This is a genomic window from Lutibacter sp. (assembly GCF_016342705.1).
Classification (GTDB): Bacteria; Bacteroidota; Bacteroidia; order Flavobacteriales; family Flavobacteriaceae; genus Lutibacter.
The window spans coordinates 40837-60237 of record NZ_JAEINV010000009.1; the positions used below are offsets into that span (position 1 = coordinate 40837).

Here is a 19401-nt window from a genome sequence, read left to right on the forward strand (position 1 = left end):
TAATTTTTTAGCAATCATCTTTATAAGGTAATTCAAGAAATGAAATTAAGTGGTTTTATTGAAAATATTTATAACTTTTATCAAGTACCGAAGCTATATATAAAAAAGTATAATTTATTACGGAAAACCGTAAAGCAATAATAAATTTCTATTGTACTTTTTTTAAATCAAACTAATAAGCCCAAGATTAAAATAAATTTGGGTAGTCAGGGATTAAATGTAAATGTTAATTTAAATAAATTATTGTTTGATTTAGATAGATTGGAACGCAACATGAAATCATGTTACAACAATATCAACTTCCTTTGCAATTAAGTTTCAACGAAGAATAATTACATGTTGCAACGCCTGCAACGAAGAATCAACACATGTTGCAACGCCTGCAGCGAATTCTTAATTATGTGTTGCAACAAACAATTATATTAAATTCATTTAACTTTAATTGAAATAAAAACTCTAAAGTCATTGCCTTTAAAGATAAAGCCCGACAGGAATTATACTTTAGAGATAAAACGTATTTTAAGGAATTACCCAAGTTCCGTTATGCAAAAATAATTTATATTGTTCTAAGGATGAACTTAAAAATAGGAAATTCAAAAATCATTTTTATACACATTCAACTTTTATAGTTTTTTACACTATCAATTCTGTTGCATTTCACCCCTCAAGTCGCCCTCAAAACTCCCTCAAAACTCCCTCAAAACTCCCTCAAACTATCCTCAAGTTACCCTCAAGTTACCCTCAATTATTCCTCAGATCACCCTCAACAACCCCTCAACCCTTATACAGTATGGCCTCAGTAGTTTTATTGAATTACTCATAGCTTTTCATTAAACCAAATAATCTTATTAAAAGTCACCAATTTTTTATAAAAGGGTATCATAAAAAAGCTCCCTGAAAAGGGAGCTTAAAAAATTGCTATGAAAAAGAATATGGTATAATACCATATTAAACAAACATATAAAATTCTAATAACAAATCAAAATGTTGTGTTGACTTGTTGAAAATTCACATACATTACTTGTTTTCAATTGCTTAACTCTCAACATTTATTCAACATAGTGTCAACAATTGAAATATCACAAATTTTAATAGTTTTTTAAAAGTCAATTTGTTGACGAATTGTTGAACTAAAGTTATCATACAAAATTCTGATATACAATGTATTGTAACCAAATTCAACAATTCAACAACCATTTACTCTTTTATAAAATCTCTTTTATAAAATGTAAAATACCTTCCTTTTTGTTTAATTTCTTCAGCGTAATAATCTCCAGATGAAGGATTCGTGGTTTGAAAATATTTGGAATAGGATCCATTCTTACTTTCTACTTCAAAATACTCCTTTAAAACTTCTGAAATTTTAGCTGTTGAAACTCTTACATTGTTTTTTGATAAAACTTCAACCAAATCACCCAATGAATATTTCAACTCTTCCTTTTCATATTTTATGAAATCTTCAATTAAAATTTCTTCAATTTCCTTATTCAAATAGGTTTTATTTCCTTTTACCAGTTTTAATAACGCTTCTGTGTAAATTTGTTCTTTTGTAAACCACATTCTAGTACGTTTTTTGGCACTTATTCTTCTTTCTTTTAGGTAATACATAAAATATGGCAACTCTTCTTTCAGCTCCTCTAACAAATTTGGATTTTCATCTTGATCTGGTAATCTAGGAACTTTCCTTACCCAGTAACGAATTTCATCTTTATCTACAATTATAAAATTTTCTTCGTTGTTAGAGCATAAAATAAATTTACCAAAAAAGTAACCTTCAACTTTATCCACTCCTTTTGATTCTGTTTTATAACTCTGGGCTGTAGATAGGTTTTTTATTCGTTCACTATCTTCTTTTTTATCAAGTAATACTTCATCAACTGAAATTATAAGTTTAGCGGCCCAGTCTGCATTAAATCGGCTTCTAAAATCTTCATTTTTATTAATAGTCATATTCCCTTGAAAGACAAATTTCAGCCAATTTAAAAAGGTAGTTTTACCTGTTTTCCGTTCTCCACTAACTAAACATAGTATTGGAAGTACTTGATTAGGATAATGCCATAAAATTGACAAATAGTCCAGTCCAAAATTATATTGGTCTCCAAAAATATGTTTTAAGAAGCCCTTAGTCTTTAAAAAACTTCCCATTAAAAAAGTGTGATCCACTTTTTCGTACTTGTTATAAAATCCTTTTATTTCTTGCTCATACTCATTATGTGATGGTATTAAACAAAATCCATCGTACTTTTTGATTTCTTGTAAAAAATCTTTTCCTTCATCTGTAACAATTTCACTTTTTTTCCATTTTAAAAGTGTATTATAAGTATCTCCACTAAAAAGGGGAACTTGCCCCTTTTTGTAGTAATCTGTTCCAATTCTAAGATAGCTATTCTTCATCATTCAATATTTCTTTATCAATTAATATTTTAATGCGTCCCATCTTAGAAGGATCTGGATTCCTTTTAAATGCAATTATCAGATTAAATCCATCAAGTTCTCCAAAAGCTTCTTTATATAATTTTTTCATTTCTAAATAAATTGTATTAAAATAGGCTTTAGGCTCAGCAATTATAAGTGACTTTATTAAACTAATTCTATTTAATAGTTTTTCAAATAGCCATACAAGAATTGAATTTTTATTGTTGTCCAATTTTGCTCTACTTAGATCTGTTTCAATTTCTGATAATTGATAATCTATATCACTCATATAACTATCAGTAGGTTTTTTCATTGCATCCATTATCTTCTGTATTTTAGTGATTTAACTTCTGATAAAGAATTTTCAAGATCATCACAATTAATGACAATGCGTCTACCTATTTTCTCAGCTTTTATAAATCCCTTCTTAATGTAATTGTGGACTGTTAATTCTGTAACATTTAATTTTTTTGCTACTTCTTTAACAGTTAAATTAGATTTAGTAGGTTTTAAGTTTTCTTCAATTAATATTTTTAGACTTTCCATTTGAGCACTGACACTCATCTCCAAAAGAGTTTTTAACTCTTCTGAAGTAGTTAATATAATTTTATTCATTTTTTTTTAATGATTATTTTTGTTATTAATTGAATCATAGCGCGACCGGTCATTGCTTGACTCCTATAACAAAAATGCCATGATCTCCGAAACGAAAAAACTAAGAAAAAAGTTAAACTTTTAAATTTTTCAAAACTACCATAACAGCTAATTAACAGCTAATTACATAATCAAAAGCTTAAAATTGGAAGAATAAAACAAGGAATTTACGAGGAAAAATAAAATTTTTATTTCTAAAAATACCTCTTTGCTATATCAAGACATAAAATATCTATTATATTTTTAGTTTTTGCCCATTGATTAGCCTTTTTATAATCTCTAATATAATTTTTTTGGAAATTATTGTCAATTGGCGAATAATCAATATAAAACTTACGGGTTAAAACACTCAAATACACGTCTTTTCTATTTCTAAATTCAGAAAGAAAGAATGGTTTTATTTTCTCAAGTAAATAACCAATCTCTCTCTTACCAAGAGCATCGGAATTTAAGTTTATGGGTTCTAAATTTTGAATACTCATAATTGAAGCAAAGTAGCTCCAATTCTCTTTTACAACATTGTGCTTTTGCAGAAAATCAAACAGAACTTTAAGAGCTGGATAATTATCTCCCCAATACAACTCATTAAATTGACAAACAGGTGTGTAATCATTTTTTGAAATTTCATATTTTAAAATTTCTATATAGTTCAAAAGGGATTCCTTTTCAACACTAAAAAATTTCAATTTGGTATTTAAATCAAATATATTATCTCTATATTTTTCTACCTCTTTTTCTAAAATTAAAGAATCATTAAATATTTGAATATTATTATTTGTTAATTCTTCAATTCTAGCATCATAATTATTAATAACCCTTTTAATCCTAGATCTAAATTCATTTAACTCATCCTCTAAAATAGTAAATACTCCTACTTCAAAATTATCAATTATAGGTAGTTGTATTTTTCCATTATACTTATAATCATTATTAATGTAATAAATTATATCCTTCGCCCGATTAAAAAGGGTAATATTTTTCAAACTTATTTTTATTGATGTTTTTAATTTATCAATAAACCTTTGCTCCGTTAATATACTTTGTTTATGATGAAAATCATAAAAGAATAAAGAAGCTGCTGCAAACCTTTCCCTTTCATTTAATCTTAATATTTTATATGATAAATTGTTTTCACACAAATGATTTATTAAATGGTAATTGGAGTTTAAGTCTTCCAAATAATTTACCTTCCAATTTAGAATACATTTATATAGTATATTTTTATCAAATGATTCTTCAGTAAATTCTTCCAAAAAGGAATTATACTCTTTTTCAGCCTCTTCAACACCCTCCTTCTCTGCTTCAACAATAATCTCCACTAACTGATTTATTTTTTCCCTGTCAATTTTTATCATAGCATTACTTTATAGCTTCCAGACATTTTCCATAAAATTTTTCTTATCCTCCTCATTAGGTTTATAATACTTATTAAAAACCTCAAGACTTTTATGTCCCGTAAACTCCATAATAACTTTATCTGGAATTTTTTTGTTTTTCATAACAGTGATAAAGGTTCTACGAGCAGTGTGTGAAGAGATTCGTTCATAAAATGGTTGGACTGTATCAATAATTTCATTTCCAACTCTAGTAACCTTTTTAATATTCTGATCAAACTTTAATTCCTCAAATACATCTTTAATATATTCATTAAATTTTTGAGTGGAAATGATTGGTAATTCATAATCATATTTCTCTAAAATCTCCAATGAAAAATCATTTAACGGAATTTTTAATTGTTTGTCTTTATTTTTCTTATCAGTAACTTTTATGTAACCATCCTCAATGTCATTTTTACATACTTTAGAATAATTACTTATCCTCATTCCTGTTGAACAACCAAAAACAAACAAATCTCTTACTCGTTGTAACTTCGGCTTTTCACTTAAATCACTTTCATAAATTTCTTTTACTTGCTCTAACGATAATGCAATTTCATCTGTTACTTGTGGTTTTGGTGATTTGAAATTTTTAAATTCAGCTTTATATGTATAATTTTTTTCTAACGACCAATTTAAAAATGTTTTTAATAATCCCACATTCCTTCTAAGTGTGTTTGCTGAATGTTTCCTAATAGTAATACAGTAATTTAAAAACGAATTATAAAAATCTTGATCTATTTTATTGAAAATTAAATTAAACTTAGTATTAGCTTTAAAATCTTCTAAAATCGTTTTTAGGTACTCATATCTTTTAATAGTACTTGGAGAATTAGCACTATCTGATTTATCATTCTTTTTTTCTTGTATAAACAAATCATAAACCTCAAAAAATTTACTTGAATTTTTTTTTACTTTTTTAAAATGTTTATCAAATTCATCACGTACAATTTCAATATCAATATCCTGATTAGAATTTTTATATCTATTCACAAGTTCAATAAAAAAATTAGAATATCTATCTAGCTGCTTTTTAACTGTTCTTTGAACTTCTGCATCCTTAGTTCTTCCAGTTAAATTATTTGGTTGCCTATATTTAAAATCCCAATCTTTTGAATGAATAGTTTCACCAGTTGAATAAACAAACTTCTTTCCTTCATTTTTAAAATAGGAAGAAAAATAAATTAAAGTCTCCTTATCCTCCTTTGGATTTTTCAAATTAAAAGTATATCTCATTTTAAAGGTGACAATTTTGGTGACAGTAAAGATACATTTTAATATCATTTTTCACCTATATTAAGATAAAAAATTCACTTAATAAATGATAAAACCCTATATAATATAGGATTTAAGGCATATTACAATAAAAAAGGTTCAATAACCTCTTTCTCCGCAATACCCTTGTAATTAAATAATTACAAGGGTTTCTTTTTTTTAGTAATTTATTATTACATTTCCTGTTTTTTCACCCTGTATTACATAATTATAAGCTTTTGAAATAGCTTCAAAATTATACTCTTTATCTATCACCGGATAAAATTTTCCTTCTTCTAACATTTTAATAATAAAAGGAATTGTAATTTGTTTACTATATGGAATTGGGAATATGACTTTTTTATTAAACAATGGAGACAATATATGATAAAATAAGTTTTTTGAACAACCTCCTAATTCAGACGAAATATAGCTACCATTTTTATTTAAAAAAGGCTTACATTTTTTATATGAACTTTTACCCACTGTATCAAATATAAAATCAAATGTATCAACATTATTTCTAAAATCTTCTTTAGTATAATCATAAACTTTATACGCTCCTAAAGATTGAATTAAATGAATGTTTTTACCATTACACGTAGCTATAATTTTAGTAGTGTACTGTTTAACAAATTGTAAAAGTGCAGAACCTATACCGCCATCTGCACCTATAATTAAAATTTTCTGATTTCTTAGTATTGTAATTTTTTGAAGAAAACTAAATGCATAATAAGCACCTTCTAGGCTTGCAGCTGCTGCTTTGAAATTTATATTTTGTGGTATTAGAAATAATCTTTTTTCAGTTGCAATCATATATTCTCCCTGAGATTCAAAACCTAAATCATGAAAACCAAATACTTTATCACCAACTTTAAACGATTTAACTGCCTTTCCTATTTGTATAATTTCTCCTGCAACATCTGTACCCAATATTATTTTTTTAGGTTTAGTGAAACCAATAAAAAAGCGCATTATAAACGGTTTAGCCATTAAAATTGCACAATCAGTTCTATTAACAGTTGTTGCATGTACTTTTATTAAAACTTCATTATTTTTGAGCTCTGGAATTTTTAGCGTTTCAATTTTCATGAGATTTGGTGCACCATATTTTCTACGTATTAAAGCTTTCATTTTAAAAATCTTCTAATTTATCAAGTAAGGTTAATCTATTTTGTGTTAATCTTGCAAAAAAAAGTTTTCAAAATACCTCAATGCTGAAACAATTAAGTTACTTCTATTTTTTGCTTTTTCTTGAAAACTTTGAAGTAAATTATGATGAAGTTTTCTTCCATTAATAAAAACAATGTTAGGATTTTTAAGCGTATTTATATTTAACAACGGATTTTCATCAACCAAAATTAAGTTTGCCATTTTTCCTACTTCAATTGTACCTAAATTATTCATAATTTTATGAGTTTTAGCCGCATTTACAGTTGCCGTTTTTAAAACTTCAAAATTTGAAAGTCCGGCTGCTTTATAAAAAGCCAATTCATTATGAATTGAAAAACCTGGAACTGTTACACCAATACCTGCATCTGTTCCACAAATAATTGAAACACCTGCCTTATGAAGCTTACCAACTATTGCTAAATGAAAATTGTGCTGTTCTTTAATAGAATTTACAATTGTAGAATCATTTAATTTACTGTTGTGCCATCTATTATATTGCGCTTTACTATCAACCATATAAATTAGCGGATTCAAATACTTCATTCGATCAGTTTTTAAAATTTGATCATCCATAAGCATTTGATAAATGTTATTATACACTGTTAAAGTGGGACAAAAATTTGTTTGTTTAAATTTTGAAAAATCACTTATTAAATCATTTAATTTAATAGAATCTAACTTGTAATTTAAAGGTTGTTGCACAATATCTTCAGCGTGTTCTATTGATTTAATTTGAGAATTAAAATGATAGTTATATGCTACTTTTTGTGATGGATGTGCAATAATATCCATTTCAGAGCGTGTTGCTTGCGCTATTATTGCATCAAATAAATCTTTATCAAGGCCATAGTATGTTTTAATAAAATCATAGCCATTTTTTTTATATCGTATTACTTTTTCCTTAGCTTCTTTTGTGCTAAATAGTTGTAAATTATCGTCACCAATAAATTCTGGACCTGTAAGTTTTGGACCCGTAGTAAAAAGCATAGGAGCTACTATTTTATTAGTATTTATTTCCTTTTTAAGCCTTAAATGCATTGGCATACCCCATAAATTTCTAACAGCAGTAACTCCATTTGAAAGGTACAAACCCAATTCATATTTATCCCAAACATGAACGTGCATATCAATAAGTCCGGGTAATAAAAATTTATTATTTGCATCAATTACTGGTATTCCTTGCTCCTCAATACTATCAGAAATTTTATGAATTACACCACTTTTTAAATAAACTATTTTATTTTTTAAAATAGTATCTTTTGACATTGGCAGTATATTTACATTGGTAATTATGTACGAATTATTACTTGCATCATCAATATTTTCTATTTTAAAATAACTTGTTTTTTGCTCATCATCCCAAATTGCAACAATAAGTAATATCAACATTAAACCAATAGTTAATACTAATATTTTTACACTTTTCTTTAAAATTTTTACCATGTTTTTCATTTCAAAATATTTAATTATAATTTATGGTTTCGCTTGAGAATTTTAATAATTCTTTGATATCCAATTTCAGATAAAGTCCAATTATAGCCATCAAAATCAACTGTATTTGTAAATTGTATTACAACCGCATCAATATCATTATGATATTTAGCAATCGTTTGATAACCAGGAATTAATCCTGTATGCTCATATTTATAAATGGAATTATAAATTTCCTGTTCCGCATTATTAGTAAAAATAGTACCGTTATTTAAAGCCCGTATAAATTTGGCTAAATCTTCAGCCGTTGTTAATATTCCATCTACTTCTACTGATTTTAAATCGCTTTCATACCCAACATAATATCCGCTCATAACATCGTTTAAATTAACTTGATTTATAGAACTAAACGTGTTTTTTAAATGAAGTTTTTTTAATATTTCGCTTTTAATATATTCAAATTCAGAAACATTGGTAACTCTTTCAATTAATTCAGAAAGTAATACATAATTTGTATTACAGTATTCATAACTTGTATCAGGTATAAAATTTGCTGGCAAATCGAGTATTAAGTCTAATTTTTCTGAATTGTTTTGTTTAGGATTCATCCAATAATTTTGTGTAGCTGTAAAATTTGGAATACCGCTGCGGTGACTAACCAGCATTTTTATTGTTATTGTATCGGCATACTGTATACGACCTTTAAGTTCAGGAAAATAAAAAGCTAATGATTTGTCTAAAGAAATTAGTCCTTGATAATGTAATTTTGCAATTGCAACTGCAGTATATAATTTTCCAACGCTTGCAATTTTAAACAACGTATTTGGTGTAGCAGACTCTTTGGTTTCTCGATTTTTATACCCAGCAGTATAAAAAGCTGGTTGTTTACCTTCTTCATCAACATAAACTATAATTCCATCAAATCCATACCCCTTTGTTTTATCAACTTGTAATTGTACCGTTTTAGGTAAGGGCGTTATCCATGCTCTTACTATTGGCCAAGGAACAAAGTATAAAGAAATAACTGTTCCTAAAAATAATAAAATTCGTATCATCGTAATTTTCTGCTTTTTGTTCATTTTTTTAGTTTTTATGATTCTTTTGGTTGAAATAAACCCAAACACTTATTATCATTTTGAATCAAATATTTAATTTATTGTCCCTCCAAATGTATTCAGCAATCATTTTTTTGATTCATTAATAGCCTTTTGTAATTTTTAACAAGTTACTATATTTAATTTTATTAAATTTTTACATTGAGGTTGAAACTATTTCAACTTTTTTAGAGGTTTTATTTTTTAGTTTTAAGCCAAATAATGGTCTTAAAAAAATGATTTTTTTTACCACAAACTCATAAATAATGAAACAACCTAAAAAAGTAAAAATAACTATACTTCCAAATTTTATGATTGGCTGTAATTTTAATGGCAAAATAAAAAGTGCACCTGCATATAATACAAACATGTGAATAATATAGATAGGATAAGCTGCTTGACTTAAATAGCTTAACAAGTTACTTGGTTTGTTTAAATACTGGTAACCAATGCCAAAAAGACCAAAAATCCAACAATTAGATTCAATTACTTTTAAATAATACATTGTTGATAATGCATAGCCCTCAATGCGAATTAAACATAATAATGTCGCTAAAGCAATATATAACCATTTCCACTTTAAAACTGTTTTCCAAAATGTTGTTCCTGAATAAACAAATAGAAAACCAAAAAAGAAAGCAATAAATCCTATAAAAAAACCATGCCAAGTTTGAGCATATAATTCAAAAAGCTGCGGTTTAACAACTAGTAATTCAATAATAAAAAACAGTGATACCAACAGAGGGCCAAAAGCATACTTCATCACTTTTGAAATTGCATTTTTTAATGAATTACTTTTTAAATTCTTTAAATAGAAAAAAAGTGGCGAAAGTAAAATAACATAGGCAAAAATATTTCCTAAAAACCATAAATGACCTCTACTAGGATAATAGCTGTATGGCATATTATAATAATTCTGAAATACCAATATATGTAACGGAGTAATAGCAATACAGCCAAATAAAAATGGCACTAAAATTCTTTTTGTTCTTTCTATTAAAACACTTTTATTGGTTCTTTTTTTCATCGCAAAATACATGCCCATTCCAGAAACATAAAATAAAAGTGGAATTCTCCAAACATTTAACATCGTCATTGGTGTCCAAAGTCTTTCAAGTGCTTCATTACTTTTAATAAAACCTATAAACAAAGCCCAAGGCTGAAAAATAATGGCTATATGATAAATAAGCAACAAACCAATTGCAATAACTCTTAACCAATCAATGTCGTATCTCCTTTCTGCTGTCATGTTAAAATATTTACTTTAATTATTGTAACATCATTGCTATAACCGGACGCGCTTTTTGAAGTTCAATCATATCCAATGTAAAACCCATAGGTTGCAATTGACTTATTAGCATTTCGTATATAGGTTTCATTTCATTAAAATTGGCTAACACAGTTTCTCTAGGTGTAGCTCCAAAATTATTTTTAATAGTCTTATTAGCCTTAGCATCAATTAAAATTTGAACAATTTCTACACGTCCAAAAAAAGCAGCAATATGTAAAGCTGTTGAACCATCATTATTTTTAATAGCTAATTTTGCTTGTGCGTTTATTAAATATTTTGCTATTTCAATTTTATTAAATGTTGCAGCAGACATTAAAGGTGTAGAGCCACTCATAGGTTCTTTTTGATTGATATCTGTACCTGCTTTAATATGCTGTTTTACAGCTTCTAAATCTCCTGAAATAACTGCGGAATGTATATCAATTTTTGGTTTGCTTACAATTTTAGCAGTACTATTATTACTAGATGAATTTGCATTTTTATTAGATTGTGCGCATGCGCTAGTTAATAAAACAGTTAGCACTAAAATTTTAATGGTCAGGTTAAATCTGTTTATTTTTAATGTTTTCATACTTAAAATTTTTTAATGATTATTTTTATATTTTTTAACAGTACAAAGATGTGATATTGAGCATATTACTTTAAAACAAGTATGATGCTATTTATATTAAATTTGATGAAGACATATAAAAAATGATGCAGAAATATCAATTATGACGCAAAAGCAATTTTTAAACGAAAGAAATTTACATATTTAGCAAAAAGGCATTTAAATAAATTTTTCTACTTTTGATATAATTCGAAAAAAATGTCAAATATCTCATTACAAGGAAAATTTATTGAACAAGCAGAAGTTCTTGTTTTAGAAAATATTTCAAATGAACAATTTGGGGTTTCTGAGTTGGCTGAATTGATGAATATGAGTCGCTCTAATTTACTCCGAAAAATTAAAAAAGAAACCCAGCTTTCTGCAAGTCAATTTATAAGACAAGTACGTCTTCAAAAGGGATTAATTATGTTAACAGAAACCGAACTAACAGTTTCTGAAATTTCGTATTTGGTTGGTTTTGGAAACAATTCATACTTTATTAAATGTTTTAGAGAACATTTTGGATATTCACCAGGAGAAGCAAGAAAAAAAACTTTTGAGAGTGCACAAAACATCGCAATAGAACCTTCTGAAAAATATATATCCAAAACCAAACCATTTAAATATAATATTCTAAAAATTGCAATTTTAACTTTGCTTATTTTCACAATTGGTACAATTATTTTTTTTAATACAAAAACCCAAAACACAGCAGTACATAATGTAAATGCAAAAAAATCAATTGCAATTCTTCCATTTAAAAATATGAGTAATGATTCTACAAATCTTTATTTTGTAAATGGTCTTATGGAATCATCACTTAACAACTTGCAAAAAATTAAAGATTTACGTGTTATTAGCAGAACATCTGTTGAAAAGTACAGAAACACGAATAAAACAGTTTCAGAAATAGCCAAAGAACTAAATGTTAATTATTTAGTTGAAGGAAGCGGACAACGTATTGGTGATCAGGTATTATTAAATATCCAATTAATAGATGCTTTAAATGACACACCTATGTGGACGGAACAATACAACCACAAAATACTTAACATCTTTGATTTGCAAAATACCGTAGCTAAAAAAATTGCAGCAGCAATAAAAGCAACAGTAACACAATCTGAACTTTTACAAATTGATAAAAAACCAACTGAAAATTTAGAAGCTTACGAATATTATTTGAAAGGTTTAGAACCTTTTCAAACTGAAACAAAAGAAGGCTTAAAAAAAGCCATTCCGCTGTTTGAAAAAGCAATTGCAATAGATTCTAAGTTTGCTTTAGCTTATTCCAAACTTGCAACTTCATATTATTATTTAGACATTAATAAAGCTGAAAAACAATATACAGACATTATCAATAATTATGCTGATAAATCGTTACTTTACGATTCAAAATCGGCCGAAAGTTTAATTTCTAAAGCATTGTACTACATTAATATTCATGAATTTAGACTGGCAGTACCTTACTTAGAAAAAGCCTTAGAATACAACCCTAATTCTTCTTCGGTTGTGCAAATATTGGCCGATATTTATTCACGTGTAATTCCTGATACTGCAAAATATTTAAAATATGCTTTATTAGGGTTACAAATAGATATAGAAGCAAATGATTCTATTACAAAAAGTTATATGTATTTATCATTAAGCAATGCTTTTATTCAAAATGGTTTTGTTGACCAAGCAAATAAATATATTGATTTATCTTTAACTTATAATCCTAAAAATTATTATGCGCCGTTTTTAAAAGTTTTTATTCAATATGCTACACATCAAAATATAGGAAAAACAACTAAGGCATTAGTTAAAGAATGGAAAAAAGACACATTGCGACTAGACATTTTACAAGAAGTTGGTAAGTTTTATTATTTTCAAGAAAACTATAATAAAGCCTACTATTACTATAAAAAGTTTGTTGATACTCGACAAAAAAATGGTTTAAACATCTATCCTCAAGAAAATTTAAAAATAGGATATGTATATGAAAAAATAGGTAAAGTTAAAGAAGCTGAAACATTGTATAAAGCATATGATATTTATTGTAAAAACGATCAATCCATCTATCAGCCAGCAAGTTTAGCAATGAAATACTTAAAAGAAAACAAACCAGAACTTGCTATACAACAATTAAATAAGTTTGCTTCTAACAATAATTACCAATATTGGATATTGTTATTTTTAGAAAAAGACCCACTAGTTAAGCCTTTAAAAAATCACCCAAAATATGATGCACTTATTAAAAAAATAAACACTAAGTTTTGGGAAAACCACCAACAGCTTAAAAAAAAGTTAAAAGAAACAGATTTATTAAAGTAAAAACTTCTTATCAATACTAATTGATGTTTTCAATTATTCACTTTCAAGTTGCTTTTTATAATTTTCAATTTCCATTTTATACTTTTCTGGTAATTCAGGTTCTTTAAAATTCAGGTTATCAAGTGTTTCAATAATTATATCAGAAATTAATAAACGTGCCGTGTCTTTATCATCGGCAGGAATCACAAACCAAGGTGCATTTTCTGTTGATGTTTTGTTCAACAATTCTTGATAACAAAACTGGTATTTTTCCCATAATTGACGCTCTTTTAAATCTCCTGGTGAAAATTTCCAGTTCTTTTCTTTTAACTTTAATCTACGTAATAATCTATTTTTTTGTTCTTCTTTTGAAAGGTTTAAAAAGAATTTTAATACAATAGTTCCATTATTGGTAATTTGTTGTTCAAAATTGTTGATTTCATTCATTCTATTATTGTAAAAATCATCATTCAAATCTTCAATACTTTTTACTGTTGGAATATTTTCACTGAAAACATACTCTGGATGCACACGTGTTACCAATACATTTTCAAAATGTGTTCTATTAAAAATTCCAATTTTCCCTTTTTCAGGCAAAGCTAAATAGTGCCGCCATAAATAATTATGCTTCAATTCTACTTCCGTAGGAACTTTAAAGCTATGTACTTCAACACCTTGCGCATTTACATCTTTAAAAACTTCACGTATTAAACTATCTTTTCCTGAAGTATCCATTCCTTGCAAGCAAATTAACACAGCATACTTACCTTCGGCATACATAGTATCTTGTAATTTGCTTAACTTCTTTCTATTTTTCTTTAGTTTTTTCGAAGCTTTTTCAATAATTTCTTTGGTACTAACTTCGCTTAAATTAACTTTTGTTGTTACTTTATATGGATTCATTTTTGTTTTGTTTTTATAAATATATAAAAATGATTGCAAAAAAAAATCCTGACTTTTACAATCAGGATTTTTTTATTTAATTAGTAGTATGATTAATTTAGTAGTAATTTTTTTTTAAGAATCTATTGATCCTAATACTCTTTTCATAAAAGTATTTAAAGCTTCTTTTTGCGGCATTCCTTCTTTTATCATTTTATCAACTTCAAGGGCGCCATATAAGTTAGAAATTAATTCACCAATTACATCTAACTCTTCATCTTTTAAAGAAGAAACTTCTGTTAACGCTTCTAGAGTTTCTATAGTCTCTATCACATAATCTTGATCATTTTCTTCAATAAAGTTGGTTAGGTGTTTAATTATTGGTAACTTCATCTACTAATTCTTTTAAAACTTCAAATTTATTAGTTTGTACTTGATTTACAAAAGCGCCACTTTTAAAAGTAGCAAATGTTGGTAAATTATCTACCGTTGCCATTTTTCTAGATTCTGGAAACTTTTCTGCATCTACAATTAAAAAAACCGCATCTTCATTTTCTGATGACAATTTTTTAAATTTAGGCTTCATTATTCTACAATTGCCACACCACGTAGCCGCATATTGAACAACTACCGTTTTGTTATCACGTATTATTTGTGCTAAATTATCTTCTGCTAATTCTTGAAACATAGTTCTTAATTTTAGTGAGAAGCTAAATAATCAGCTGTTCCTTTTCTATCAGCTTTCATTGCATCTTTACCTTCTTCCCAGTTTGCTGGACAAACTTCTCCGTGACTTTGAACGTGCGCATAAGCATCAATTAAACGCATAAATTCTTTTACGTTTCTACCAACTGGCATATGATTAATTCCTTCGTGAAAAACTGTTCCTTCTTCATCAATTAAATACGTAGCTCTGTATGTTACGTTATCTCCTTCAACTTCAACAGTACCAGTTTCTTCATTGTAAGTTTCATTTACAATATCTAAAATTCCTAATCTGCTAGATAAATTTCTGTTACTATCTGCTAAAATTGGATAAGTTACTCCTTCAATTCCTCCATTGTCTTTTGCTGTATTTAACCAAGCAAAATGTACTTCAGGTGTATCGCAAGACGCTCCAATAACAATTGTATTTCTTTTTTCAAATTCTCCTAATGCTTCTTGAAAAGCGTGTAACTCTGTAGGACAAACAAATGTGAAATCTTTTGGGTACCAAAATAACAATACTTTCTTTTTATTATTTACTGCTTCTTCCAAAATATTAATTTTGAAAGTATCACCCATTTCATTCATTGCATCTACATTTAAATCTGGGAATTTTTTTCCAACTGCTGTTGCCATATTTTTTAGTGTTTTAAATTATTTACTTTTTTTATTACTGCAAATATACTATTGATCACGTTTGTAAAACTATATTTTCAATCCGATTTTTTTATTTGATTATAGAAATTATTTATAGTAAATAATTTCACATAGTAATTCATTATTTATAGTGAAAAAAAAAGGAAGATAAAATTTATCTTCCTTTTTTTACTTTTTATTTATTTGCAAATAGTTTAATATCATTTTCAGAAACTTCTTTTTCACCTAATATAATCAATCGCTCAACTACGTTTCGTAATTCTCTAATATTCCCTGTCCAATCATAATCTTGCAATAATTTAACAGCTGCTTTCGAGAATTTTTTTACAGCAGTTCCTTGCTCTTGTGCAATTTGATCGGTAAAAAACTCAATTAATAAAGGAATATCATCTCTCCTATCATTTAATGCAGGAACATTTATTAAAATTACAGCCAACCTATGGTATAAATCTTCTCTAAATCTTCCTTCAGCAATTTCTTTTTGTAAATCTTTATTTGTTGCTGCTATTACACGAACATCTACTTTAATATCTCTATCACTTCCTACTCTAGCAATTCTATTTTCTTGTAAAGCTCTTAAAACTTTTGCTTGAGCTGAAAGACTCATGTCTCCAATTTCATCTAAAAAAATAGTTCCACCATTTGCCGCTTCAAATTTACCTGCTCTATCTTTATTTGCGCCAGTAAATGAACCTTTTACGTGACCGAATAGTTCGCTTTCAATCAATTCTGAAGGTATTGCTGCACAGTTCACCTCAACCATTGGCGCTTTTGTACGCTCACTTTTTTCGTGTAACCAATGCGCTACTAATTCTTTTCCTGTTCCGTTTGGTCCAGTAATTAAAACTCTAGCATCTGTTGGAGCAACTTTTTCTATCATGTTTTTTATAAGATCAATAGCTTCACTTTCACCTATCATCTCATATTTTTTGCTTACTTTCTTTTTAAGTAATTTATTCTCAACAACTAATTCTTTTTTATCAAGAGCATTTCTAACGGTATTTAACAAGCGATTTAAATCTGGTGGTTTTGAAATATAATCAAAAGCTCCTAAGCGCATTGTATTTACAGCTGTATCTAAATCACCATGACCAGAAATCATAACCATCGGAATTTCAGGCTTCAATACTTTTATGCGTTCTAAAACCTCAACACCGTCCATTTTCGGCATTTTTATATCACATAAAACCAAATCATAATCCGATTTAGTAATCATATCTACACCAACAAGCCCATCTTCGGCTTCTTCAACAATATAGTTTTCGTTTTCTTCAGAAATTATTTTTGATAAAACTCTACGAATAGCAGCTTCATCTTCAATTATTAATATTTTACTTTTCATAACGTTTTTAATATTTTAACCATTTGTACAGTTCTTTATAGCTTGGTTTTTTACCGTACATTAAAATTCCTACACGATAAATTTTTGCTGCAAACCAAACAATACCAACAAAAGTCACCAATAATAATGCCATAGAAACCGCTATTTGCCACCAAGGCACTCCAAATGGAATTCTCATTAACATAACTATTGGAGATGTTAGTGGAAATAATGAAAAGCCCAAAGCAATTGGTCCATGTGGATTTTCAATTACTGAAAAACCAACATAAATAGCAATCATTAAAGGCATTAAAACTGGCATCATAAATTGTTGCGTATCAGTTTCACTATCAACAGCCGCGCCTATTGCCGCATAAATAGAACTATAAATTAAATAACCTCCTAAAAAGTAAAAAATAAACGAAAAAAACATGGTTAAAATTGGTAAATTTTTTAATTCAGCCAAAGCAACCTGTAAATCTGTAACTGAAGATTGTTGCATTTGTTGCACCACCTCAGGATTCATTTGTCCCATTGTATTGCTAGTATTAGTAGCTTCTGGTCCAAAAATTAAGGTTACAACAAATAGTAAAAGTCCTGCGGAAATCATCCAAATAATAAATTGCAAAATGCCGGCTAGTGCATTTCCTAAAATTTTACCCAACATTAATTGAAATGGTTTTACAGATGAAATAATAACTTCTATTATTCTACTAGTTTTCTCTTCAATTACACTTCGCATTACAGAAGTTCCATAAATTATAATGAACATAAAAATTAAATATCCGAAACCTCCACCAGCTATCATTCTTAAAACGCTGCCAATTTTAGAAGATTTTTCCCCAGAGAAATTTTCAGTAACAATATCTACATTTGTTTCAGTTGCTTTAATTTTAGCAACATCAAAATTTAATTGTTCTATTTTTAAATCTCTAATTTTCTTTTCTAATTTATTTTCAATATCACCCAACAAACTTAAACTTGGAGTATCTTCTGAATAAAATGAAATACCTGTTGAAATAGTATTTAAACTATCAATTTTAGGAATATACAGCAATCCATAATATGATTTTTCGGCCTCATTTCTGGCTTCATCTATTCCTAAGGCTGTTAAATTCACATATTTTGTTGAAGACGTATTTATAAAAACTGAATCTAATAATTGAGAATCATCAACGTAAGCAATGGTCCTTACCTCTTCACTGTTTTTTTGATTTAGAAATACAATTAATGAAAAAAGCCCTACCATTAATAGTGGACTTAAAATGGTCATTATTATAAACGACTTGTTTTTTACTTTTGCAAAAAACTCTCTTTTTATTATTAATTTTAATTTACCCATTGTTTGCTACGGCTTTTAAAAAGATATCATTTGCACTTGGAATAATTTCAGTAAAATGATTGATTTGTGCTTTATCATTTAAATATTGAATTAAATCTTTTGAAGTTTCGTTATCCTTTAATCCAATAACCAATCTTAACTCATTATCAATTGAAATTTCTTTATTAGTACTAATTGTAAAATGTGAAGAAATTTCACTCAATAAATTTTCTTTTGAATTAGATATTAATCCAACTTCAAATTCATTGGTTTTAAATTGCTGCTTAATTTCGTGTAACTTACCGTCAATAATTTTATTAGACTTATCAATTAAAGCAATATAATCACACAATTCTTCTACAGATTCCATTCTGTGCGTTGAAAAAATAATACTTGCTCCTTCATCTCTTAATTGTAAAATTTCATCTTTAATTAAGTTCGCATTTATGGGATCAAATCCACTAAAAGGCTCATCAAAAATTAACAATTTTGGACTGTGCAAAACAGTCACAATAAATTGTACTTTTTGCGCCATTCCTTTAGAAAGTTCTTGAATTTTTTTGTTCCACCAATCTGAAATACCAAATTTTTCAAACCAATATTTAAGTTTTTTCTTGGCTTCAGCTTCAGACAAACCTTTTAATTGTGCTAAATACAAAGCTTGCTCCCCAACCTTCATACTTTTGTATAAACCTCTTTCTTCTGGCAAGTAACCAATTTGATGCACGTGATGTGGTTGCAAAACTTCACCATCTAATAAAATGGTGCCAGAATCTGGTAAAGTTATTTGATTTATAATTCTAATTAACGAAGTTTTTCCAGCTCCATTTGGACCTAATAATCCAAATACACTTCCTTTTGGAACTGAAATTGAAACGTTGTTTAATGCCGTAAAATTTCCGTAAGTTTTACAAACATTTTCAACCGTTAAAATATTTCCCATGTT

General features: G+C 27.6%; 18 protein-coding genes. 1 reads left to right on the forward strand and 17 read right to left on the reverse strand.

Going from position 1 to position 19401, the window contains the following annotated elements:
* Positions 1–1197: 1197 nt before the first annotated feature.
* The 10 genes from JEY78_RS09865 to JEY78_RS09910 form a co-directional block, all read right to left on the reverse strand.
* Positions 1198–2397, reverse strand: coding sequence for a primase-helicase family protein (locus tag JEY78_RS09865; protein ID WP_291850311.1), 1200 nt, complete (start codon positions 2395–2397; stop codon positions 1198–1200).
* Entirely contained in the window at positions 2384–2737 is a 354-nt protein-coding gene (locus JEY78_RS09870; RefSeq protein ID WP_291850314.1) for a hypothetical protein, read from the reverse strand. Before JEY78_RS09870 ends, JEY78_RS09865 begins: the two co-directional genes overlap by 14 nt.
* Positions 2737–3030, reverse strand: coding sequence for a helix-turn-helix domain-containing protein (locus tag JEY78_RS09875; RefSeq protein ID WP_291850317.1), 294 nt, complete (start codon positions 3028–3030; stop codon positions 2737–2739). The genes JEY78_RS09870 and JEY78_RS09875 overlap by 1 nt, the downstream gene beginning before the upstream one ends.
* Positions 3031–3263: 233 nt before the next feature.
* Positions 3264–4424 carry a hypothetical protein gene (locus tag JEY78_RS09880; RefSeq protein ID WP_291850320.1) on the reverse strand — a complete coding sequence of 387 codons (1161 nt, stop codon included), beginning with the start codon at positions 4422–4424 and terminating at the stop codon, positions 3264–3266.
* 9 nt (positions 4425–4433) lie between these two features.
* Positions 4434–5681 carry a tyrosine-type recombinase/integrase gene (locus JEY78_RS09885; RefSeq protein ID WP_291850322.1) on the reverse strand — a complete coding sequence of 416 codons (1248 nt, stop codon included), beginning with the start codon at positions 5679–5681 and terminating at the stop codon, positions 4434–4436.
* Between the two features lie 198 nt (positions 5682–5879).
* Positions 5880–6833, reverse strand: a complete 954-nt coding sequence (locus JEY78_RS09890; RefSeq protein WP_291850325.1) for an NAD(P)-dependent alcohol dehydrogenase — start codon at positions 6831–6833, stop codon at positions 5880–5882.
* Between the two features lie 45 nt (positions 6834–6878).
* A complete protein-coding gene (locus JEY78_RS09895) occupies positions 6879–8324 on the reverse strand; it encodes an amidohydrolase family protein (RefSeq protein ID WP_291850328.1) in 1446 nt (481 codons plus the stop codon).
* Between the two features lie 14 nt (positions 8325–8338).
* Positions 8339–9382: a serine hydrolase gene (locus tag JEY78_RS09900; protein WP_291850331.1), complete on the reverse strand. Its 1044-nt coding sequence runs from the start codon at positions 9380–9382 to the stop codon at positions 8339–8341.
* A gap of 172 nt (positions 9383–9554) precedes the next feature.
* Positions 9555–10646: an acyltransferase family protein gene (locus JEY78_RS09905; protein ID WP_291850334.1), complete on the reverse strand. Its 1092-nt coding sequence runs from the start codon at positions 10644–10646 to the stop codon at positions 9555–9557.
* A 19-nt stretch (positions 10647–10665) separates the two neighbouring features.
* Complete coding sequence (locus JEY78_RS09910; protein ID WP_291850337.1) at positions 10666–11259, reverse strand: ankyrin repeat domain-containing protein; 594 nt, start codon at positions 11257–11259, stop codon at positions 10666–10668.
* 237 nt (positions 11260–11496) lie between these two features.
* On the opposite strand from JEY78_RS09910, the gene JEY78_RS09915 reads away from it, so the two are divergent.
* Positions 11497–13590: a helix-turn-helix domain-containing protein gene (locus JEY78_RS09915; RefSeq protein ID WP_291850340.1), complete on the forward strand. Its 2094-nt coding sequence runs from the start codon at positions 11497–11499 to the stop codon at positions 13588–13590.
* A gap of 33 nt (positions 13591–13623) precedes the next feature.
* On the opposite strand, the gene JEY78_RS09920 is transcribed toward JEY78_RS09915, so the two are convergent.
* From JEY78_RS09920 to JEY78_RS09950, 7 genes are all read right to left on the reverse strand, one after another.
* Positions 13624–14472, reverse strand: coding sequence for a PPK2 family polyphosphate kinase (locus tag JEY78_RS09920; protein WP_291850343.1), 849 nt, complete (start codon positions 14470–14472; stop codon positions 13624–13626).
* A gap of 114 nt (positions 14473–14586) precedes the next feature.
* On the reverse strand, positions 14587–14844 hold the full coding sequence (locus tag JEY78_RS09925) for a hypothetical protein (RefSeq protein ID WP_090228007.1): 258 nt from the start codon (positions 14842–14844) through the stop codon (positions 14587–14589).
* Positions 14825–15139, reverse strand: coding sequence for a co-chaperone YbbN (locus tag JEY78_RS09930; RefSeq protein WP_291850350.1), 315 nt, complete (start codon positions 15137–15139; stop codon positions 14825–14827). The genes JEY78_RS09925 and JEY78_RS09930 overlap by 20 nt, the downstream gene beginning before the upstream one ends.
* 11 nt (positions 15140–15150) lie before the next feature.
* Positions 15151–15792, reverse strand: a complete 642-nt coding sequence (locus JEY78_RS09935; protein WP_291850354.1) for a peroxiredoxin — start codon at positions 15790–15792, stop codon at positions 15151–15153.
* A 196-nt stretch (positions 15793–15988) separates the two neighbouring features.
* On the reverse strand, positions 15989–17155 hold the full coding sequence (locus JEY78_RS09940; protein WP_291850357.1) for a sigma-54 dependent transcriptional regulator: 1167 nt from the start codon (positions 17153–17155) through the stop codon (positions 15989–15991).
* Positions 17156–17162: 7 nt separating this feature from the next.
* Positions 17163–18476: an ABC transporter permease gene (locus JEY78_RS09945; RefSeq protein WP_291850360.1), complete on the reverse strand. Its 1314-nt coding sequence runs from the start codon at positions 18474–18476 to the stop codon at positions 17163–17165.
* Positions 18469–19398, reverse strand: a complete 930-nt coding sequence (locus JEY78_RS09950; RefSeq protein WP_291850363.1) for an ABC transporter ATP-binding protein — start codon at positions 19396–19398, stop codon at positions 18469–18471. The genes JEY78_RS09945 and JEY78_RS09950 overlap by 8 nt, the downstream gene beginning before the upstream one ends.
* Positions 19399–19401 lie beyond the last annotated feature (3 nt).